This window comes from Burkholderia puraquae (assembly GCF_002099195.1).
Classification (GTDB): domain Bacteria; phylum Pseudomonadota; class Gammaproteobacteria; order Burkholderiales; family Burkholderiaceae; genus Burkholderia; species Burkholderia puraquae.
On sequence record NZ_NBYX01000002.1, the window covers coordinates 480,673 to 502,103 of the forward strand.

Here is a 21,431-nt window from a genome sequence, read left to right on the forward strand (position 1 = left end):
GCAGGGCGGGGCGCAAGCCCCGCCCGTGCCGCTCCCGATCCCTTTCCATTAACCCGTTTTTTATCGTCCGCCTTCGGGCGGACGTTTTCATCATGAAAATTTCCACCTTGTTGTTGCGCGCCGCCTCGATCGGCGCAATCGCGATGGCACTCGGTGCGTGTACGACGCAATCGGGCCTCACCTACGACATTCGCGCGGTATCGATCCCGGGCAAGCCGGACAACGTGTTCCGCGTGAGCTGCGACGGGCTGCTGGGCAGCGCGAACGCCTGCGCCCGCGCGGCCGAGGAGTTCTGCCAGGGCAAGGGCTTCACGCCGCTCGAGATGATCGACCGCGTGTACAGCCGTTCGCCGATGAAGGACCCGCGCGAGATCACGTTCATGTGCGGCAAGCCGCAGCCGGCGCCCGTCGCGGCGCCGGTCGCGCAACCGCAACCGCAGCCGGCCCCCGCGCCGCAGCCGGTGCCGCAGCGCCAGGTGCTGCTGCAGGGCGACGCGAACTTCGCGCTCGACAGCGCGGCGCTGTCGCCGCAGGCCCGCAACCAGCTCGACCGCTTCATCGAGATCAATCGCGGCGTCGAGTTCCGCCGCGTGACCGTCACGGGCTTCACGGATTCGACGGGTGGCAAGACCCACAACCTCGCGCTGTCGGCGTCACGGGCGCGTAACGTGATGAGCTATCTGAGCAGCAATGGCCTGAAGGCGCAGTCGTTCCAGTCTGAAGGCATGGGCGCTGCCGATCCGGTCGCGACCAATGCAACGGCCGAAGGCCGCGCGCAGAACCGTCGCGTCGAGATCCGGATCGACGCGCGATGACTTGACGATGCGCTGAGTGGCGGGTGCCGCTGACGCGCCCGCTTTCTCGGCCCGGCATAGACCCGAAGCCGCCCGCTCTCAACGAGCCGGCGGCTTTTTTTGTGCGCCCGTACAAACCGGCTCCCGGCCGTTGGCCCGATTCATGGATACCACCCCGGTTTCATGCGAAGATAGCGCCCAATTACGATCCACGACGCGCGCGAGCGCCGTCGCCGGCCGGCGCGTGGCGGTTTCCGCCACGACACCAGGCCGCGCAAATCTGGACGACTATGGGAAGCTATCTGATACGCGTGGTACTGGCCGACGACCATCCGGCGATGCTCGCCGGTGTCGAGCACGGGCTGTCGTCGGTGCCGACGATCCAGCTGACCGGCAAGGCCGGCAGTTCGACCGAGCTGATCCGGCTGCTCGATGCCGGCGCATGCGACGTCGTGGTGTCCGATTACGCGATGCCGGGCGGCGCGCACGGCGACGGCATCACGCTGTTCTCCTACCTGCAGCGCAATTACCCGGTTGCCAAGCTGGTCGTGCTGACCATGCTCGACAATCCGGCGGTGATCGGCGCACTGACGCGGCTCGGTATTACCTGCATCGTCAGCAAGTCCGATACGGTCGATCACCTGATTCCGGCGATTCACGCGGCCGCGACGGGCGGCACCTACTATTCGCCGTCGGTCGAGAAGGTCGTGCGTACGCTCACGTCGCATTCGAGCGCGCGGGCCGCCGACCAGAAGCGCGAGTTGAGCGCACGCGAAATCGAGGTCGTGCGGCTGTATGCGTCGGGCCTGACGGTGAACGAGATTGCGGAGAAACTGAGCCGCAGCAAGAAGACGATCAGCACGCAGAAGGCGCGCGCGATGGAAAAGATCGGCGTGGAAAAGGACATCGACCTGCTGCGCTACGCGATCGAGAACGGGATCGTTGCCGCCGCGGGCAGCGAAGGGCGCGCCGGGGAAGGGGCGCAGGGCGGCGACCCGGCCTGACCGGGCGCGCGTCGTCACGCGCTGCCGGGCGGCGGCGCGCATGACCTGCCCATTTGGCTAAGTGCCGCCTGCGCGGACAGACACACCGGCGCCGCACGGGTGCCGATGCTTTCATCTCAAGGCTTCGGTTCGATCAGTCCGCTTCGCCGGCCGCCTGCGCCGACGCATACCCGTAATCGGTCACGAGCCCGCACGAGATCGCATAGCGAACCAGATCGACGTCGCGCTCGATACCGAGCTTCTGCATCGCCGAACTCTTCTGCGTGCTGATCGTTTTCTTGCTGCGATTCAGCTTCTCGGCGATGTCGTTCACCGACAGTCCCGACGCAAAGAGCCGGATCACCTCGACCTCGCGCACCGACAGCGCCGGCGCCCTGCCGGTCACGCTGCCTGCATTGCGCAGGATCTTGTCCATCGACGGCGACAGATACCGGCCGCTCGTATAGGCCGCGTGGATCGCCATCGTCAGGTGATTCGGCAAGTCCGACTTGCTGACGATGCACGCGATGCCGAGATTGATCAGCGCGCGCAGCGCGACCGCGTTTTCCATCATCGTCATCACGACGATCTTCAGGCCGGGATGGCGCTTCAGGATCGCCGTGAACAGCGCGAGCCCGTCGCCGTAATCGCTGCCGGGCATCGCATAGTCGGATACGAGCACGTCGCACGGATGGCTCGCGAGCGCTTCCATCAGTTCCGTCGAGTTGTGCGCGGTCGCGACGACCGTGACGGTGTTCGTCGACGACAGTTCGTAGCGCGCGCCGATGACGATCGCCGGATGGTCGTCGGCGATCACGATGCGGATGGGGAAGGTTTTGTTCATGAGGTTCTCACGCGTTGTGCGGTGCCGGGCGGCACGCGTTCGGCGTCGTTGAGCAGGTTGGAGCCGGCGCGGAGGCGCCGTCGCGGGCGGCGAAAGAACTGGCCGGACGCGACGCCGTCGCGCCGACGGCCGGTGGCAACTCGGAGGAATCGCCACTGGCCGTCGGCCGAGCGGCGGGGGAATCGCTTCCCCCGCTTCGGGTCGACGCTCCGCTTGCGCGGAGCCGTCCGGTCAGAACTCGTAGCCGACTTGCGCACGGATGCCCACGTCGCCGACCGACGTGACCGACGTCGCGCCGTTCACCAGCCAGTTGCCGTTGCGGGAACGGTAGGTCGCACCGGCCGCGATCGCCGAGCCGCTCTTGAAGTTCGCGGCGCCGACCGCGACCACCGTCTTGCCCGGCTGCGACGGCGTCATGTTCGGCATCGCCATCGCGGCCGCGATACCGGCGTACGCGTTCTTCGCGACGTCGTTGATCGCGCGGTTCGTGTCGTTGAAGCGCTGGTCGACCGATTCCATCGCACGGTCGAGCTGGCCCTTCGTCGCCGCGTCCGACGCGTTGATGCCGTCGGCGATGTTGACGAGGCGGCGGTTGCCGGCTTCGGTGCCGTCGCCGAACGAGACGGTGTTGGCCTCGGTGGCCACCGAGCCTTGGCCGACCGCGATCGAGTTGTTGCCCGATGCCGTCGCGCCCTGGCCGAGCGCCGTGCTGCCATCGCCCGATGCGACCGAGCCTTGGCCGACAGCCGAACTGTTGTCGCCCGATGCGACCGAGCCTTGGCCGACAGCCGAGCTGTTGTCACCCGACGCGACCGAGCCGTTGCCGATGGCCGAGCTGTTCCGGCCCGATGCATCCGCACCTTCGCCGACGACGGTCGAGCCTTCGCCCGTGCCGGGGCCGCCTGCGCCCGGCCCACCCGTGCCGGGGTCGCCCGGGCTGGTTTCGAGTTCGCCGACACGGCTCGACAGGTCGTCGAAGCGGCCCGACAGATCGCCGTACTGCTTCGCGAACTGCTCTTGCAGCGCGTACAGCTGGCCCCCGTTGACGGCTTCCATGCTGTCTCGACCGATGAAGCCCGCCGCGACCTGCTTCAGCACCGTTCCGTCCGTGCCGGCGAAGGTCACGGAATCGAACGACAGGCCGCTGTCGTACGTGACCGCGCCGACTTCCTTGCCCGTGTAGTCGATCAGGCCGGTCGCGCGGAGCTGCGAGACGGTCACGACATCGTCGTCGTCCACGCCGTTCGCGACGCCGGACAGCACGCGCGGGCCGCCGCTGCCGGCGAAGTTGACCACCGAGCCTGCGCCGCCCGCGCCGACCGTGATCATGCCGCTCGTCGCGTCCTGCCGAACGAGGCCGACCGTGCCGCTGCCGAGCTGGTCGGCGAGCTTCTTGATGCCGCCTTCGTTGTCGGTGACGCGCCCGTTGAGGTTGGTGACGGCGTCGCCGACCGAGTTGACGATCTTCGTGCCGCCGCTACCGTCGCCGACGGTGAAGCGAGGTGCGGAAATCGAACCGTCGGCATTGACGGTCGAGCCGCCGCCGATCGCCGATGCAACGCTGTCTGCGACACCGTGCAGTTGCGAACCGTTGACGGCGTCGGTGCTTGCCGTCGAGACGTCGCCGGCGGTGACGCCGGTGAGCTTGCGCGTGCCGGTCTTGCTGCTGAAGTTCACGGCGTTGCCGCCGGTGTTCGCGCCGACGGTGATGTCGTCGCCCGGGTTGGCCTGCTGGACGAGGCCGACGGTTCCGCTACCGATTTGCTCGGCGAGATCCTTGATTCCGCCTTCGTTGTTCGTGACACGTTCGTCGAGGTTGGTGACGACGTCGCCGACCGAGTTGACGATCTTCGTGCCGCCGCTGCCATCGCCGACCGTGAATACCGGCGCGGAGATCGAGCCGTCTGCGTTGACGGTCGAGCTGCCGCCGATCGCGGATGCGACACTGTCCGCGACACCGTGCAGTTGCGAACCGTTGACGGCGTCGGTGCTTGCCGTCGAAACGTCGCCGGCCGTGATGCCGGTGAGCTTGCGCGTGCCGGTTTTGCTGCTGAAGTTCACGGCGTTACCGCCGGTGTTCGCGCCGACGGTGATGTCGTCGCCCGGGTTGGCCTGCTGGACGAGGCCGACGGTACCGCTACCGATCTGCTCGGCGAGATCCTTGATTCCGCCTTCGTTGCTCGTAACGCGATCATTGAGGTTGGTAACAGCGCCACCGACCGAGTTGACGATCTTCGTGCCGCCGCTGCCGTCGCCGACCGTAAATACCGGCGCGGAGATCGAGCCGTCTGCGTTGACGGTCGAGCTGCCGCCGATCGCGGATGCGACACTGTCCGCGACACCGTGCAGTTGCGAACCGTTGACGGCGTCGGTGCTTGCCGTCGAGACGTCGCCGGCGGTGACGCCGGTGAGCTTGCGCGTGCCGGTCTTGCTGCTGAAGTTCACGGCGTTACCGCCGGTGTTCGCGCCGACGGTGATGTCGTCGCCCGGGTTGGCCTGCTGGACGAGGCCGACGGTACCGCTACCGATCTGCTCGGCGAGGTCCTTGATTCCGCCTTCGTTGTTCGTGACACGCTCGTCGAGGTTGGTGACGACGTCGCCGACCGAGTTGACGATCTTCGTGCCGCCGCTGCCGTCGCCGACCGTAAATACCGGCGCGGAGATCGAGCCGTCTGCGTTGACGGTCGAGCTGCCGCCGATCGCCGACGCGACGCTGTCCGCAACGCCGTGCAGTTGCGACCCATTGATCGCATCGGTGCTGCCCGCTGATACATCCCCGGCCGTGATGCCGGTGAGCTTGCGCGTGCCAGCCGTGCCGGTGAAGTTCACGGCTGCGCCGTCGGTGTTCGCGCCGACGGTGATGTCGTCGCCCGGGTTGGCCTGCTGGACGAGGCCGACGGTACCGCTACCGATCTGCTCGGCAAGATCCTTGATTCCGCCTTCGTTGTTCGTGACACGCTCGTCGAGGTTGGTGACGGCGTCGCCGACCGAGTTGACGATCTTCGTGCCGCCGCTGCCGTCGCCGACCGTGAATACCGGCGCGGAGATCGAGCCGTCTGCGTTGACGGTCGAGCTGCCGCCGATCGCCGACGCGACGCTGTCCGCAACGCCGTGCAGTTGCGACCCATTGATCGCATCGGTGCTGCCCGCTGATACATCCCCGGCGGTGATGCCGGTGAGCTTGCGCGTGCCCGTCGTGCCGGTGAAGTTCACGGCTGCGCCGTCGGTGTTCGCGCCGACGGTGATGTCGTCGCCCGGGTTGGCCTGCTGGACGAGGCCGACGGTTCCGCTGCCGATTTGCTCGGCGAGGTCCTTGATTCCGCCTTCGTTGTTCGTGACACGCTCGTCGAGGTTGGTGACGACGTCGCCGACCGAGTTGACGATCTTCGTGCCACCGCTGCCGTCGCCGACCGTAAATACCGGCGCGGAGATCGAACCGTCTGCATTGACGGTCGAGCTGCCGCCGATCGCCGACGCGACGCTGTCCGCAACGCCGTGCAGTTGCGACCCATTGATCGCATCGGTGCTGCCCGCTGATACATCCCCGGCGGTGATGCCGGTGAGCTTGCGCGTGCCCGTCTTGCTGCTGAAGTTCACGGCCGTGCCGTCGGTATCCGCGCCGACGGTGATGTCGTCGCCCGGGGCAGCTTGCTGGACGAGGCCGAGCGTGCCGTCCGACAGGCCGGCAAGTTGATCGTTGATCTTCGAAATGTCGCCGGTATGGGTCGCGATGTCGTTCTTCGCGGCCGCCATGTCGGCATTGAGCCCGGCTACCTGGGTGTTGGTGGTCGACAGCGCCGAGTTGGTTGCGGCGAGCGTGGTGTTGGTGGTCGACAGTGCCGAGTTCGTCGCGGCAATCGACGCATTCGTCGTCGACAGCCCGGCGTTCATCTGGCCGACGTTCACAGCGTCACTGCTGTCCAAGCCGGCGTCCACATTTGTAATGCGTCGCCGGAGCGCTGATGAGCCGACGGAGACAGTGTTGTTCGCATCGGCGATGCTGCCGTAACCTAGCGCGATCGACGAGGTGCCGCTCACCGTCGCGCCCATACCCAACGCTACGCCTCTCCAGCCGTCGGCCGTGCTACCGGATCCCACGGCAACGCCGGAGCCCCCCATGACGCTGGCGTTGGCGCCCACGACCGTTGCGCCGGAGCCCGTATGCTTTGCGTTCGTTCCGATCATGATCGTGCCGGTGCCGGCAGCCGAGGCGCCGCTGCCGATTGCGATCGATCCCGAAGGATTGGTCACGCCGCCGTTGTAAACGTTGGCGCCGGGACCAATGGCGATGCCGTCCGTGGTGCTGGCAGTCGCGGCGGCCCCGGTGCTGTTGACCTTGAAGTAGGTATCGGCGACTTTCGTCGACAGTGCCGTGTTCGTGGCGGCGAGCGCGGTATTGGTGGTCGACAGCGCGGCGTTCGTCGCGGCGATCGATGCATTCGTCGTCGAGAGGCCAGCGTTCATCTGGCCGAAATTGACGGCGTCGTTTGCTTCCGTGCCGGCGGCTACATTGACGATCTGGCGGGTAAATGATCGGCCATCACGGTTGTTGACCGCGCCTACCGAGACGGTATTCGCGCGGTCGGCTAGAGAACTGTCGCCCAGGGCAACGGAGTTGTTGGCGCGTGCTTCGCTCACGGACCCGATGGCGACCGAGTTGTTTCCGCCGGCGAAGGCGCCGCGCCCGCCATTCGCATCGGTGCCCGTCGCGCCGCCGATCGCGACGGACCAGTTTCCCGTTGCACGCGTATAGGAGCCCAGCGCCGTCGCGGAGGTGCCTGTCGCGCTGGCGGCTCCCGTTGTCCCGGTACCGAACTTCACCAAATCGGTGAGTTCGGTGGAGGTCGCCATCGTTCCGACTGAACCCATCGTGCCGATCGAGCCCGAGTCCGTTGCCTTGCACACGCCAGCCGCATCGACCGTCCCGCTCGACCCATCGGCCGCCGTACACACTTCCGCCGCTGCCGCACTACCGATCGCCGCGCTACCCAGCGCGATCGCGACCACCGCCCGCCGCGCTGCGCGCGACGAACCCTTCGAATGCGACTTCGCCGTCTCGGCCACGGCCGTCCACGTGTTCGTCGCAGCGTTCCAGATGTTGCGATAGGTCTTGTTCATTTGCCCTACTCCTTACGGTTTGTCAGTTCACAAACCGATGGTAGGGATCGGCCTCGTCCTAATCAGTCGTCCGAGGCTGATTCGAGATAGCGCTTGTGTAGGCCCAGTCCTACACGCGTGCGGCGGCCTGGCGGGCGTGGCCCGCGAGACGCAAACAGAAAGGGGAGAAAAGTCCGGCCAGCGACGGCCGGCGAGCGGTATTCAGGCAGAAGGCGCTTGCGTCGCGCGTCGCTCGAGCGCGTCCCGCGCAAGGCTTTCCACTTCCGCGAGCCGTGCATCGAACGACGCCATGTCGCCTTCATGCACGATCGCCTGCAACGCGCCGACCGCATCGGCCACCGCGTGCTCGTGAATCGTCGCGAACGCGCCGCGCAGCGAATGCAGTTCATGGCGCAGTGCCGGGGTATCGCCGCGCGCTACCGCATCGCGTGCTGCCGGCAGCGACTGCGCGAGACTCGCGTCGAGCAGCGCATGCACGTCCGGCGGCAGCGGGCCTTCGGCCAGATCGACGAGCGTGCGCGCGGCCGCAGCCCGCGCAGGCACCGCATGCGCATGCCGCCGCACGGTGCGGTCGATCGTCTCCAGCAGCACCGGCTTCACCAGCACCGCGACGATCCCCGCTTCCGCACAGCGCGCATGCTCGGCCGCGCTCGCATGCGCGGTGACCGCGACCACCGGCAGCTCCGGATACTGCGCGCGCAGCACGCGGGCCAGCGTGTAGCCGTCCATCCCCGGCATGTTCAGATCGGTCATCACGAGGTCGTAGCGCGTATCGGTACAGCGCCGCAACGCGGACGCCCCTTCCTCGGCCGCGTCCGCCGCGTAGCCGAGCGTGACGAGCTGCCCCTGCAGCAGCTTGCGGTTCACCGGATGATCGTCGACCACCAGCACGCGCGCGGTGACCGACGGAAGCGCTGCTGCATCGTCGGCACGCGCCGCGTCCTGCGCGGCGATCTGCTCGCCGCTCGCCGCCTGCAGCGGTAGCGTGACGACGAACGTGCTGCCGTGGCCGGCTTCGCTCTTCACGTCGATCGCGCCGTGCATCATCTGCGTGAGCTGCTTCGTCAGCGCGAGCCCGAGGCCCGTGCCGCCGTAGCGCCGCGTGATCGACGTGTCGGCCTGCGTAAACGGGCGGAACAGCGTTGCGCGTTGTTCGTCGGTCATCCCGATGCCCGTGTCGCTGACGCCGATCGCGATCGGCGAAGCGGGATCGGTGTCGTCGCGCAGGTACACCTCGAGCGTGATTTCGCCGTGGTTCGTGAACTTGATCGCGTTGCCGACGAGGTTCGCGGCGATCTGCCGGATGCGCGTCGGGTCGCCGAGATAGCGGGGCGCGAGCGCGTCGTCGACGAACACGTCGAATTGCAGCCCCTTCGCGGTGGCCAGCGGCTCGAACATCGCGCCGGTTTGCCGGATCGTGTCGGCGAGATCGAACGGGATCGCCTCGATCGTCATCTGGCCGGCCTCGATCTTCGACAGGTCGAGGATGTCGTTGATCAGGTCGAGCAGCACCGACGACGCGCCTTCGACCGTATGCAGCCGCTCGCGCTGCGTGTCGGCGAGCGGCTCGCGGCCGATCAGTTCGAGATTGCCGAGGATCGCGTTCAGCGGCGTGCGGATCTCGTGGCTCATCGTCGCGAGGAATGCGGATTTCGCGTTGTTCGCCGCGTCGGCCGCCTGCCGCGCGTTGTCGAGCGCGCGTTCGACGTTCTTCTGCGACGTGATGTCGGAGAAGTTGCACAGCACGGCGTCCGTATCGCGGTAGCGTGTGCGCACGAGGCTGGCGAGCAGGTCGACCGCATTGCCGTTCGCGGTGGGCAGCGATACGTGCAGGCCCGACTGCCACGCGTCGGTCTCGGCCGAGCGGTCGAAGCGCGCGAGCAGCCGCGCCGGCAGCGACGGCCCGCCCGCGCGGCGCGCGTCGTAGTCTCGCATCGTGTCGTTCTGCAGCAGCACGGTGCCGTCGGCGAGCGCCAGCAGCGCGATGCCGGACGGCGCGGCCTCGACGATCGTGCGGTTCAGGTTCTCGCTGTCGATCACGCGGCGGCGGCGCGCTTCGTCGGGCTTCAGCACGCGGTGGTCGAAACGCACCAGCAGCCACCACACGAGTGCGATTACGGCCAGCATGATCGCCGCGTAGCCGCCGGCGCGCAGGCCGATCGTCGCGAGCAGCGAGCGCAGCGAGAACGCCTGCACGAGCGTCCAGTCGGTGTCGGGGATCGGCTGGCTCAGCGCGAACAGGCCGTCGCCGAACGCGGTGCGCGGGCCGCCGTTGCCGAGCGCCGCGCGCGTGCGCGCGCCGAGGCGTTCGACCGACGCGAGCGTCGCGTCGTCGTCGGCCGCGGTGCCGGTACGCAGCAGCGTGCGGCCGCCGGCGTCGGCGACGATCGCGGCGTCGGTCGTTTCGCCCACGGCCAGGCGCGTGCGCAGCACGTCGACGGGCAGCGTCGACAGGAACACCACGCGCGGCGTGTGTCCGTCATAGACGGCGCCGGCGATCCGGAACACGTCGCGCCGCTGCACCGGATCGTAGACGGGCGGGTGCCATTCGTATTGCCCGGGTGGTGGCGTACTGATGCCGGCCGCGACTTTCGCGACGAGCGTCTGCGCATTGGTATTCGGCGAAGCGGTCAGCGGATCGGCCGGCACGGGCTCCGGAATGACGACCGCGAAGCTGCGGTCGGGGCGGTACGCGTAGCCGGCGATTGCGCGGTCGGCGTCGTGTTTCGCGACATAGGCACCGACGCGGTAGCTCATGTCGCTCGCCATCGCGAGATCGTGCGCATAGCGCTCGGCCGGCTGCGCGGGCGACAGGTCGGCCAGCACCAGCGTGGGCGGGAAGGTCGGGCTGCCCTGGATCACGAGCCGGCCGTGCCCGGCCGCGAGCGCGGCCACGCGGGCGGGGTCGGTCGGGCGCGCGTTCCACACGGCTTCGTCGTGCGTGACGAGCGTGTCCATGCCCGTCGTGCGCATCTTGAATTCGAACTGGACGAGGAACTGGCGCACCGCGAACGTCGTGTAGCGCGCCTGGATCGCTTCGCGCGCCATCGTGTACAGCATCAGCCCGCTGGCGAGCAGGATCGCGACGGTCACGGCAACGCCGCCGCCATACAGCAGCGCGCGCTGGCGGCGGCCGGCCGGCGTGGGTTCGGCGGCCGGGCCGGCGGCGGGGCGGGATCGATCGGGTGCGGCGCGGTGGTCCATCGGGGCGGGGCGGTCGGCCAAGGTGCCCCCATGATAATGGAGTCCGATCACCGCGCAATGGGGCCTGTCAGGCTTGCGAGGGCGCGCGCCGCGCGCGGCGACGCGTTTATCGTCGCGGGTCGGGGGTGTCCGGAGAGGGCGCACCCGGCTCGCACGTGACGAGCCGGTACCCGAAGCCGTACATCGTCATCATCCGCACGCCGTGCCGCCCGTCGAGTTCGAGCCGGTCGCGCAGGTACGCGACGTGCGTGTCGAGCCGCCGGCTCTGCGACGCGACGAGCGAGCCCCACACGAGCTGGCTCACGTGCGCGCGATCGAGCGCACGGCCCAGGTTCAGGAAGAACGCGGTCGCGATCTGGAAATGCTTCTCGGTCAGCACGTGCTCGCGGCCGGCGACGTTCACGCTGCGTGCGGCCGTGTCGAATTCGAAGCAGCCGATCCGCCAGTGGCGATGATGCGTCGCGCGGTGATGCGACCACCTGAGCCACGTCGCGATGCTGGCGATCAGCGTGTCGGCCGGCGACACGTAGGGCAGGTGCTCGTTCGAGCCTGCCATGAAGCACGCGCTGCGCGACGCGTCGGCATCGCGCTGGCTGATCGACACGATCGCGACCGTGCCGGCAAAGCGCGCGCGCAGTGCGCGGATCGCGTCGAGCGTGCGGCAGCACGCCGTTTCGCATTGCACGATGAACAGGTCGAACGACCGCGTGTCGCAGGTCGCGAGCAGGTCGGACAGATACTCGAAGCGCGCTGGACGGTAGCCTGACTTGCGCAGGATGTCGTCGATGCGCAGGCGATCGTAGCCGTAGCCGGCGCGGCGCAGCCGATCGTCGAACGCGCTGCGGCTCGGGTGGTCGATCGTCAGGATCGCGATGGAAGTGGTGGGTGTTTCGATCACGATGCGGGCGGGCGAAGCTGGCGCGGAGCGGAAGCGGCGCGCGTTCGCGATCGGATGAAGGGAAGCGGGATCATGGCCGGACGGGTTCCGGGCGGTTTCGGCGCGATGCCGTTCAAAAAAAGTCCCGCCGCGGAGGGCGGGAAAATATCGACTATGGAGCCTGTACTCCCGGAGGCAACGGAGAACAAGCAGGCCGATTGTGGTCGGTTCGGAGTCTGAAGAAAATCAGCCCAGTCTGAAATTGCAGGCAGTGCTGCCGGCGAAACCGCATGTTTGGGACGGGTCTGACAGGAAACATAACGGGGTTCGGACCACAGGCAGTGCGGACTTGCCGACAATGGAGAGCGTTGCGCGCGGCAGCGGGATTCCCGCGCCGTGTCCGTGTTCTCCGCATCGCGCCGGCCGTGCGCCGCGCTGTCCGCCATGCGTCATCCGTTGTCGAACCCGCCTTGCTCATGAAACCTTCCGTCCGACTCGTCGCCCTGCTCGCGTGGCTCGCACTCAGCCTCGCCGGCACGGCTTTCGTCGTGTCGCGCGCCGCCGCCGACGCATACGGCCGCTTCTTCCAGGATTCCAGCATCACGATCCGCCTGCTCGCGCAGAAAGCCGCGCAACACGAGGCGATCCTCGCGACGCTCGGCGCATCGTCGCTGACGGCGCCACCTGCCCACATGCTCGACAACCTGCGCGAACGCATGCCGCAGCTCGACGGGCTCGCCCACTGGCGGCGCGGCACGGGCTGGCAGGCCGACGGCGGGCCGGTGCCCGCCATGACGCCGCAGCCACGGCCCGGGAAGCCGTTCACGTTGGTGTTCGACGGTCCTGCCGCCTACTGGCTGATTGCCAATTCCGGCTGGGCCGTGCGTGTCGATCCGCGCCAGATGATCCAGCCGGGAGATTGGTCGCCAGCGATTTCTTCGGCGGCGCTGGCGTTGCGCGATCGTCGTGTCGACTTGCTGTCGCGTGAGTCCGGCAGCGCGCTGCCCGGCTGGACCTTGCATCTCGAGAAGCACCTGCCCGCGCAGCCGCAGGCGTTCGTGCTGCACACGACGCGCACGCTGACGATCGCGGATCTGCCGTGGCTGCCGATCGCGTTGTGGAACGCGGTGGCCGCGCTGCTCGTCGTGGGCGCGCTGGTCGTATGGCGACTGCGTGAAGCACGCCGCCGCGAGGATGCACGTGCCCGGCTCGACCGCTTCGGCCGGCTCGACACGTTCGGCGAAATGGCGGCCGGCCTCGCGCACGAGCTGAACCAGCCGCTCACCGCGATCGTCACGCACACGCGGGCGGCCGAACGGCTGCTGGATCGTCCGGCCGAACACGACAGCGTGCGCCGCGCGCTGCAGACGAGCGTCGCGCAGGCGAAGCGTGCGGCAGCGATCCTGGAACGGCTGCGCGCGGCGGTGACGTCCGCGTGCGCCGGCCAGCGCGATGCGATCGATCCGGACGCCGTGATGAACATGCTGCTGTTCCTGTACCGCGACGACTGCGCGCGCGAGCATGTCGCGCTCGGCTGGCACAACGCGGCGCCGCGCGCTCGGCCGTTCGCCGAACAGGTCGGGGTCGAACAGATCCTGCACAACCTGATCCAGAACGCGCGCGATGCGCTTGTCGGCACGCCGCGCGGCGAGATCCGCGTGAGCGGCGCGCGAGTCGGCCGGCATTACCGTTTCAGCGTCGTCGACAACGGCCCCGGCGTGCCGGAAGATGCGTTGCCGCGCCTGTTCGAGCCGTTCTTCACGACACGTGCGCACGGGCTCGGCCTCGGGCTGCCGCTGTGCGATACGCTCGCGCAGCGGCAGGACGGCACGCTGACGGTGCGCAACCTGCCGACGGGCGGCGTCGAAGCCGTGCTGCTGTTGCCGTTGGCCGAGGAGGCCGCATGAACGAAGCGCTTCATTCGACACCGGATGCATCGGTCGTCGCCATCGTCGACGACGACGAAGCCGTGCGCGATGGCCTTGCGTTGCTGCTGCATTCGGTCGGGCTGGCCACGCGTTGCTATGCGGATGCGCAGGCGTTCCTCGTCGACGCCGACGACGCGGCGCTCGGCTGCGTGCTGCTCGACATCCGGATGCCGGGGATGAGCGGCCTCGACGCGCTCGACGAACTGCGCGCGCGCCGCGACTTGCCCGCGATCGTGATGACCGGCCACGGCAACATCGACGCGTGCCGGCGCGCGTTCAAGCGCGGCGCGCTCGACTTCCTGCGCAAGCCGGTGGATGACGACGAGCTGATCGACGCGGTCCAGCAGGCGATCCGCCGGCACGCGGCGCAGCGCGAACAGGGCGCACACGGCGGCGCGGACCCGGCACGCGCGGCGCGTATCGCGACGCTGAGCGCGCGCGAGCGGGAAGTGCTCGACGGCATCGTGCGCGGCTGGAGCAACAAGGAGATCGCGCGCGAACTCGGGCTGTCGCCGCGCACCGTCGAGACCTATCGTGCGAACGTGTTCGACAAGCTGCAGGCCGCGTCGCTGGTCGAGCTCGTGCGCGAGTACGCGGCGTTCGCGGGCGCCGCGTCGCCCTAGCGCGTGCACGGCGCCTCCGTAGCGCTACGGAGGCGCAACCCGTAGCCGAACGGGTTCAACGATCGCGGCGCGATTCCTACGATGACGGCTTCTCCGACAAGTCATTCATCGTCAAGGAATCGAACTCATCATGATCAAGCGCTTTGCCCTGCCGTCCACGCTCGCCCTGCTGTTCTCGGGTGCCGCTTTCGCCGATACCGTCGCCGCGCCGGAAACGAAGAAGGCCGCCGACGTGAGCGATGCCGGCTACTACGCGACGGGCCGCATCATCGGCGCGTTCGACAACGCGGTGAACATGGAGCTGACGAGCCCGCGCGTCGCGAGCCGCGTCGGCGGCCCGGACATGGGCTCGAACCTGACCGGTTCGCTCGGCCTTGGCTACCAGTTCGGCAACGGCTGGCGCGCGGAAGGCGAATACGTGTTCAAGCGCACCAACAACTTCACGAGCTACTGGGCGCCGTTCGATGCGAACGCGAACGAATTCCACGTGTCGGCGCAGCGCTTGATGCTGAACGGCTACAAGGACTTCGATCTTGGCCGCGGCTTCTCCGTGTACGGCACGCTCGGCATCGGTGTCGCGATCGTGTCGGCCGATGGCTGGCAGACCAACGACTCGCGCCGTTTCGCGTCGAAGACGCAGACCAACCTCGCGTACTCGGCCGGCGCCGGCGTCAGCTATGCGATCAACAAGCGCTTCTCGATCGACCTCGGGTACCGCTATGTCGACATGGGCAACGTCGAGACGGGCTTCAACACGTTCGCGAACCGCATCAACGCGCGCGACGAACAACTGAAGTCGAAGCTGTCGTCGAATGAAGTGTTCATCGGGTTGCGCGGCCGGTTCTAAGCGCGGGATCGAATCGGTCCGCGAGGAGGCAGAGGAGATGAAGGACGTCATCGATACGGCGCGGCGCAGGCTCGTGCTTGCGACGGCGGCGCTGGCGGGCGGCGGTGCGCTGGCTTCGGCGCCCGCCGGGGCGGCTGAAACAGCGCCGGCCAGCTCGGCGTGGGGCGCGATGCGCGGCAGGTGGCGCAATGCGCATCCCGACCTGACGGTGCGCATCGTCGACATGCTGAATGGCGTGCCGGCCGAAGGGATGCGCGTCGAGCTGTCGCGCTTCGACGGCGAACGCGAGGTGCCGCTGCGCACCGCGACCGTCGATGCGCGCGGCGGGACGGGCGGCGCGCTGCTCGCAGGCGATGCGTATCGCGCCGGTTCATACATGCTGCTGCTGCATGTCGACGCGTATTACCGCGACCGCGCAATCGGTGCACAACCGGCGAAGCCGTCGTTCCTGACGACGGTGCCGATCCGGTTCCGGATCGCAAGCGCCGACGAACGGCTGCACGTGCCGGTGCAGTTCGGCCCGTGGAACTACACGTATTACCGCGGCACGTGAGCCCGCCGCGACAAGGCAAAAGGAGGGCGACATGGCGGCTGGCATCAGCACGCACTTGCTGGACGTGACCAGCGGCAAGCCGATCACCGGCGTGCGGATCGAACTGTTCGATCTGGGCGAACGGCCGCCGGCGCTCGTCGCGCGAGCCATCAGCAACGCGGACGGGCGCAACGATGCGCCGATGCTCGACGGCGACCTGGCGCGCAGCGGGACGTTCGAGTTGCGGTTTCATCTCGGCGAGCATTTCACCGCACCGGACGCGTTGCTGGACATCGTGCCCGTGCGTTTCACGGTGACCGATCCGGCGCAGCACTATCACGTGCCGCTGCTGTGTACGCCGTGGTACGCGTCGGTGTATCGCGGGAGTTGAGCGGCTGGGCTCAGGTCGTGCGGTGGGCCGTGACGCGAGGGCCGGATCGAACCGCGCGTCGTCTTGGCGGTAGGACTGGGCTGACCCGCATGTCGCCTCCGATACGGACTGGTCCGATTGTCCGGCGGCGGCCTGACGGCGATACTCGAAGCCGATCCAGTCAACTACAGGAGCACGGATTGCTGCGGCGGATGTCGCGCAATGCGTCGTCGACATCATGAGCATGCAGGACATCACCGGGCATTACGCGATTCCGCTCGCGCATCCGTATTCGGATGTGCCGCCGCCGTACGGCCGGCGACGCCGGCCGTTCGTGGCGAGCCGGCGCGCGCGACAGTACGTTTTCGATATTCATGGCCCGCGACGCGTGCAGGCCGCCGCGCCGGCACGCGGCACGCAGGCGGCCAGGGTCGCCAAGCCGGTTCGCGCCGAGGATTTCGGTTCGGACAACCGCGCGTGGGTCCGGCCGCATCCGCTGCGCCGCCGCTGGAAGACGACGCTGCTGGCCACCGCGATGTTCGGCGTGGTGTGCGTGGTGGCGACACATCTGATCGACGAGCGTCAGCACATGGCGACGCCCGGCAGCGTGTATGCAGCGGCCATCTCGATCGCGCCGGAGGCAATCATCGCCGCGCCGGTGACGGCGGTCTCGGCGATGGTGGATGCGGCTGCGGCCGATACATCGTTCGCGTCGAAGACGAAGCAGGGTGCGTTGCCGGATGCCGCCCCGGCCGCAGGTGTGCTGGCCGCCGGCGCGCAGAACGAGCGCGTGCGCGACGGCGAGACGGCGGCGACACAGCCGGCGCGTGTCGCATCGCGGCCCGTGAAGGCGGTGAGGGGCAAGCCGGATACGGTGTCGGCGCGGTCGACGGTCGCTTCGAAGCCCGCCACTGTTACGCGCAACCGGAGTGCGCAGGGTCCCACGCCCGAAGGGCAGCGCGCGGCATCGGTGGCCGAGGTTGTGCGCGCCGCGTCGTCGAACACGCGCGACACGCATCGGGGTGCGGCACAAGCCGTCGCTTCGTCGCCCGGCACGGCTGAAGCAGTGGGCATGACCGCAGCCGAATTCACGCACTGGCTCGCGGCAACGCGCGACACGGCACGGCCGGCTGCGTCGCCGTCGAAGACGGACGCAGGCGGCACCGATCTCACGGTCGATCTGCCGAGCCATACGCGACTGGTCGGGTACTGAGCGGCCTGAACGACGCGCTGCGGCGCCGGCGTACCTGGGTGCGGTTGCCGTACCGCTGCCTTGCCGCTGACATGCGGTGCGTTCGCGCCACGTGCCGAGACCGTTCGTGGAAGTTTCTCCTCTCTTGGGCGGCCGCTCGTGACGACTGGCCGCCGTTTTTTTTGCTGCATTTTCTTCTGCGTGCGTCCGAAATGCGGCGAGACCCTTCGGACGATCACAAGCGGGCACCGCGCGTCGCTTCGCCCCGAAAAATCAGACCCGACTGATTTCCCGCCGGATCCGCTTCATCGACAATCGGGGTTCTGCGGCCCGGCGTGCCCCCGCGCGCCGGATCATGGAGATCTCTCCGTTTGAGCGGCCGATCCTGTCGATCGGCCGTTTTTTTATTCGCTGCCCGTTACCGAGGAGTACGCATCGCGATGCCGGTCGACCGCCTGATTTCTGAAATCCTGTTCGGCTTCACGGGCCTGATCGGCATCATCAATCCGATCGGCATGGCGTTCGTGTTTCTCGAACGCACGCAATCGCTTACGGAGGCCGAGCGTGCGACGTTGTCGAAAAAGCTCGCGACGAACGTGTTCTTCACGCTGCTCGTGATCTTCTTCATCGGCGCGCCGGTGCTGAATTTTTTCGGGATTTCGATGGAAGCGCTGCGGATCGGGGGCGGCTTCGCGGTGGCCGTGGCCGGCTGGTCGATGCTCAACGCGCCCGACGTGCCGGGCGGTGACAGCGCCGCGCACGGCGACGACCTGCCGAAGCTGATGGCGCGTGCTTTCTTCCCGCTCACGGTGCCGCTGACGATCGGCCCCGGCTCGATCGCGGCCGGCATTGCGCTGCATGCGAACCGTGCGCGGACGGCTGCCGACTACCTCGCGTCGGGCGTGGTGTCGGTTGCGGTCGCGGCGCTCGTCGCGTTCGCGATCTGGCAGATCTACAGCCGCGCGACGACGCTCGCGCGCTATCTCGGCAGCGAGGGGACGAAAGTGGCGATGCGGGTGTCGGCGTTCCTGCTGCTGTGCGTGGGTGTGCAGATCATGCTGACGGGGCTGGCGGCGTTCGTGCAGATGCTGGGCGGGCAGGCGGGGTGAGGCGGCGATAGCGCGTTTGCGCGGGCCTGGAGAGGGAAGCAGGGCCGAACCGCGAACGGTTCGGCCCGTCGAGTTACAGCAATTTCGCCTGAACGCGCGCGATCCCCTGCTGCGCACAGGCTTCGTCGAGATGCCCGCCCGGGGCACCGCCCACACCCACCGCGCCGATCACTTCGTCGCCGGCCTTGATCGGCACGCCGCCCCCCAGCACCAGGAACCCGTCGATGGCCGTCATCTGCGCGGCGGCGGGGTTCTTCTGCAGGTTCGTGGCGAGCGTGCCGGTCGGCGTTTTCGTCGACAGCGCCGTGTAGGCCTTGCGTTGCGACGCATCCACCGTATGCAGGCCGGCATGGTCGGCACGCAGCATCGCGCGCGCGATGCCGCTGCGGTCGACGACGGTGACGGCCACGTTGTAGCCGCTGGCCGAGCAGGCCTGAACGGTCTGCTGCGCGATTTCAGTCGCGAGGTTCAGCGACAGGTTCTTTTCCTGAAGGACTTGTGCGGAAGCGGCGGTGGTCAGCGTGGCGGCGGCGAGCGTCGCCAGGGTCGATCGAATGATCATGTGAACTCCTTATCGAAATGACTGGAAGACGAGCGGTGAATTGACGGTGCGCATCGCGTGTCGCGAAGACCGGCGCTGCGGAGGCCGAACCGCTCGATGAACCCAGTTTCGACCAAGGGGAGGCGAAGCTGAATAGGACGGGGCCTATTTTGGCGGCGGCGCATCGGCAGCGCCAGGCGCAGGCAGCGCGACGCCGCAATGCGGGCAGCACGGCTCATCGCCCACGGCGGGCCGCGCGTTGGCCCGCGTACGCTCGAGCGCCGATGCAACCAGCTCCGCGCCCATGATCCCGGTCGGAAGCGCGATGATCCCGTAGCCGAGCAGGATCGCGCACGACGTGATGAGCCGGCCGAGCGGCGTATGCGGCGTCAGGTCGCCGTAGCCGGTCGTGCTCATCGTCACGGCCGCCCAGTACACGCCCACCGGAATGCTCGTGATGCCGTTCTCCGGCCCTTCGACGAGAAAGATCACGGTGCCGAGAATCACCACCAGCACGAACATCCCGCCGATGAACACGAAGATCTTGCGCCGCGCGCGGGTCAGTGCGCGCATCAGCATCTGCCCTTCCTCGAGGTAGATCGACAGTCCGAGGATGCGGAACACGCGCAGCAGCCGGAGCAGCCGCACGTCGATCAGCGCATGCAGGCCGGGGAAGAAGAAGGCGAGATAGGTGGGCAGTACCGACACGAGATCGACGATGCCGAAGAAACTGCGCGCATAGGCGGCCGGTTTCGGTGCGGAGAGCAGCCGCATCAGATATTCGACGGTGAACAGCAGCGTGAACGCCCATTCGGCTGCATAGAGCGCATGGCCGTACCGCTCGTGCAACTCATGCACGCTGTCGGCCATCACGACGAGCACGCTCGCGACGATCAGCGCAAGCACCACGATGTCGAGGTTGCGGAGGAAGGCGGGGCGGCGCGTGCAACGCGCGATGGCGTCGCGCAGGGCGTCGAAGGCGGGCTGGATGGGGGAAATCATGTGCCCGAGTTTACGGACGGTACTCGGCAGGGCCAATCGGACGAGTCTGATTCAGCGGCGCAACACCGGGCCGCGAAAATGCGCGAGGCCGCCGACCGTGACGAAGCGGAAACATCGGCACGGTCGGCGGCCTCGCGATCGGCCGCGGGTTCATTCTTGCTTCTTCGCGACCGGCACGAGGTCGAAGTGGTCGGCCTGGTACTGGAACAACAGGCAGTCCTCGCCCTTCTCGCAGCCGCTGTAATGCGGCATGTCGGCCGGCAGGTTGTAGAAGGAGCCTGCCGGATACTCGGTGCGTTTGCCGTCGACGATCGCGTAGAACGTGCCCTTCAGCACGACCGTCGGCAGGTTCTGCGTATGCAGGTGGTATGGGTTGTCCTTGCCGGCCGGGAAGATCACGAAGGCGTCGTAGGGGCCGTGTCCGGTGATGCTGCCGCGCAGGTCGGCGACCTTGATGCCGCCCGTGCCCGGTAGCTCGCGCCATTTCAGGTCGGAGACGGGGAAGGACACGAGCGGCTGCGGGGCGGCCTTGGCCGGTTCCGCGGCATGCGCGGCGGTGGCGAGCGGTGCGGCAAGTGCAAGCGTGGCAGCCGTGGCGGCGAGATACTTCGGGATGAATTTCATGTGTATTCCTTACATTAAAGGGGATGCCGGCCTGTAACCAGGCATGCCGATCAACGGGTGTGCAGTTCGAGGATGGCGTCGGTCGACATCACCGCGCCGAACGTATCGGCGACGGTGACCAGCGACGCCGCGTGCAGCGCGGTGTGGGGAACGGTACCGCCGGCCGGCGAGTCGATGTCGCGTGTGGCCGACGCGTCGGACGCGACGATCACCTCGAACCCGGCGGGTGCCGCGTCGCGCGCCGCGCCCGCGACGCACGCATGCGTCATCAGGCCCGCGACGATCACGGTCTCGATGCCGCCGGCTTTCAGTTGCTGTGCGATGTCGGTGCCCTGGAACACGCTGACGTTCGATTTGCGGACCACGTGATGATGGGGCGCGGGGCGGATCGCAGCGTGGAATTCGACGGTAGGCGAATCCTCGGCGAACACCGGTGCGCCGGCCGGGTTCACGTGCTGCACGTGGTACACGGGCATTCCGTGGCGGTCTGCCATTGCGATGAGCCGGTTCGCGTTGTGCAGCGCCGGTAGGCCGTCGGGAATCGGCATCCGGCCGGTGAAATACTCGTTCTGGAAATCGATGACGAGCAGCGCCGTGCCGTTGCGGGCGAGGACGGCCGGTTGCGACGCACCGACGAGGGTGAGAATGGTCGGGTGGGACATGATGTGCTCCGGTTCGAAAAGGGGATGTGGCGAGTGTAGGGAGCGGCCCGTTGCCCGGCTACAGCGTGCGCGAACATGATCTGTGCACGACGCGTACAACTCCGGTACCCGTGCCGCTTGGGACGAAACCCAGTATCGTCCGGCCGGAAACACATCTACATAGGACCGGTCCTAATCGTGG

The 21,431-nt window shown here is 67.9% G+C and carries 17 protein-coding genes; 9 read left to right on the plus strand and 8 right to left on the minus strand.

What is annotated here, in order from left to right:
• The first annotated feature begins 92 nt into the window (after positions 1–92).
• Together B7G54_RS06550 and B7G54_RS06555 are read left to right on the plus strand one after the other, a co-directional pair.
• The gene (locus tag B7G54_RS06550; protein WP_085038334.1) at positions 93–815 is read left to right on the plus strand and encodes an OmpA family protein; all 723 of its coding nucleotides are present in this window, start codon (positions 93–95) and stop codon (positions 813–815) included.
• 269 nt (positions 816–1,084) lie between these two features.
• Positions 1,085–1,798, plus strand: coding sequence for a response regulator (locus tag B7G54_RS06555; protein WP_085038335.1), 714 nt, complete (start codon positions 1,085–1,087; stop codon positions 1,796–1,798).
• A 133-nt stretch (positions 1,799–1,931) separates the two neighbouring features.
• Here B7G54_RS06555 and B7G54_RS06560 read toward each other — a convergent pair whose 3' ends face one another.
• From B7G54_RS06560 to B7G54_RS06575, 4 genes are all read right to left on the minus strand, one after another.
• Complete coding sequence (locus B7G54_RS06560) at positions 1,932–2,621, minus strand: response regulator (RefSeq protein ID WP_085038336.1); 690 nt, start codon at positions 2,619–2,621, stop codon at positions 1,932–1,934.
• A gap of 231 nt (positions 2,622–2,852) precedes the next feature.
• The gene (locus B7G54_RS06565; RefSeq protein ID WP_085038337.1) at positions 2,853–7,739 is read right to left on the minus strand and encodes an ESPR-type extended signal peptide-containing protein; all 4,887 of its coding nucleotides are present in this window, start codon (positions 7,737–7,739) and stop codon (positions 2,853–2,855) included.
• 201 nt (positions 7,740–7,940) lie between these two features.
• Complete coding sequence (locus B7G54_RS06570) at positions 7,941–10,943, minus strand: ATP-binding protein (protein WP_085038338.1); 3,003 nt, start codon at positions 10,941–10,943, stop codon at positions 7,941–7,943.
• A gap of 106 nt (positions 10,944–11,049) precedes the next feature.
• Positions 11,050–11,841: a response regulator transcription factor gene (locus B7G54_RS06575; RefSeq protein ID WP_244289261.1), complete on the minus strand. Its 792-nt coding sequence runs from the start codon at positions 11,839–11,841 to the stop codon at positions 11,050–11,052.
• 455 nt (positions 11,842–12,296) lie between these two features.
• On the opposite strand from B7G54_RS06575, the gene B7G54_RS06580 reads away from it, so the two are divergent.
• The 7 genes from B7G54_RS06580 to B7G54_RS06610 all read left to right on the plus strand — a co-directional run bounded on the left by B7G54_RS06580 (position 12,297) and on the right by B7G54_RS06610 (position 18,421).
• On the plus strand, positions 12,297–13,727 hold the full coding sequence (locus B7G54_RS06580) for a sensor histidine kinase (protein ID WP_085038340.1): 1,431 nt from the start codon (positions 12,297–12,299) through the stop codon (positions 13,725–13,727).
• The gene (locus B7G54_RS06585) at positions 13,724–14,371 is read left to right on the plus strand and encodes a response regulator transcription factor (protein ID WP_085038341.1); all 648 of its coding nucleotides are present in this window, start codon (positions 13,724–13,726) and stop codon (positions 14,369–14,371) included. The genes B7G54_RS06580 and B7G54_RS06585 overlap by 4 nt, the downstream gene beginning before the upstream one ends.
• Before the next feature lie 130 nt (positions 14,372–14,501).
• Entirely contained in the window at positions 14,502–15,218 is a 717-nt protein-coding gene (locus B7G54_RS06590; RefSeq protein ID WP_085038342.1) for an outer membrane protein, read from the plus strand.
• Positions 15,219–15,255: 37 nt separating this feature from the next.
• Complete coding sequence (locus B7G54_RS06595) at positions 15,256–15,771, plus strand: hydroxyisourate hydrolase (protein WP_085038343.1); 516 nt, start codon at positions 15,256–15,258, stop codon at positions 15,769–15,771.
• Positions 15,772–15,802: 31 nt separating this feature from the next.
• On the plus strand, positions 15,803–16,141 hold the full coding sequence (uraH, locus tag B7G54_RS06600) for a hydroxyisourate hydrolase (protein ID WP_085038344.1): 339 nt from the start codon (positions 15,803–15,805) through the stop codon (positions 16,139–16,141).
• A 223-nt stretch (positions 16,142–16,364) separates the two neighbouring features.
• Entirely contained in the window at positions 16,365–17,333 is a 969-nt protein-coding gene (locus B7G54_RS06605) for a serine protease (protein ID WP_244289262.1), read from the plus strand.
• Positions 17,334–17,752: 419 nt separating this feature from the next.
• Positions 17,753–18,421 carry a MarC family protein gene (locus B7G54_RS06610; protein WP_085038346.1) on the plus strand — a complete coding sequence of 223 codons (669 nt, stop codon included), beginning with the start codon at positions 17,753–17,755 and terminating at the stop codon, positions 18,419–18,421.
• Between the two features lie 73 nt (positions 18,422–18,494).
• Here B7G54_RS06610 and B7G54_RS06615 read toward each other — a convergent pair whose 3' ends face one another.
• From B7G54_RS06615 to B7G54_RS06630, 4 genes are all read right to left on the minus strand, one after another.
• The gene (locus B7G54_RS06615; RefSeq protein WP_085038347.1) at positions 18,495–18,983 is read right to left on the minus strand and encodes a GlcG/HbpS family heme-binding protein; all 489 of its coding nucleotides are present in this window, start codon (positions 18,981–18,983) and stop codon (positions 18,495–18,497) included.
• Between the two features lie 144 nt (positions 18,984–19,127).
• Positions 19,128–19,964 (minus strand): ion transporter, encoded by an 837-nt coding sequence (locus B7G54_RS06620; RefSeq protein ID WP_085038348.1) that lies wholly within the window; start codon positions 19,962–19,964, stop codon positions 19,128–19,130.
• Between the two features lie 150 nt (positions 19,965–20,114).
• Positions 20,115–20,588 carry a cupin domain-containing protein gene (locus B7G54_RS06625; RefSeq protein WP_085038349.1) on the minus strand — a complete coding sequence of 158 codons (474 nt, stop codon included), beginning with the start codon at positions 20,586–20,588 and terminating at the stop codon, positions 20,115–20,117.
• A 50-nt stretch (positions 20,589–20,638) separates the two neighbouring features.
• On the minus strand, positions 20,639–21,250 hold the full coding sequence (locus B7G54_RS06630) for a cysteine hydrolase family protein (RefSeq protein ID WP_085038350.1): 612 nt from the start codon (positions 21,248–21,250) through the stop codon (positions 20,639–20,641).
• Between the last annotated feature and the right edge of the window lie 181 nt (positions 21,251–21,431).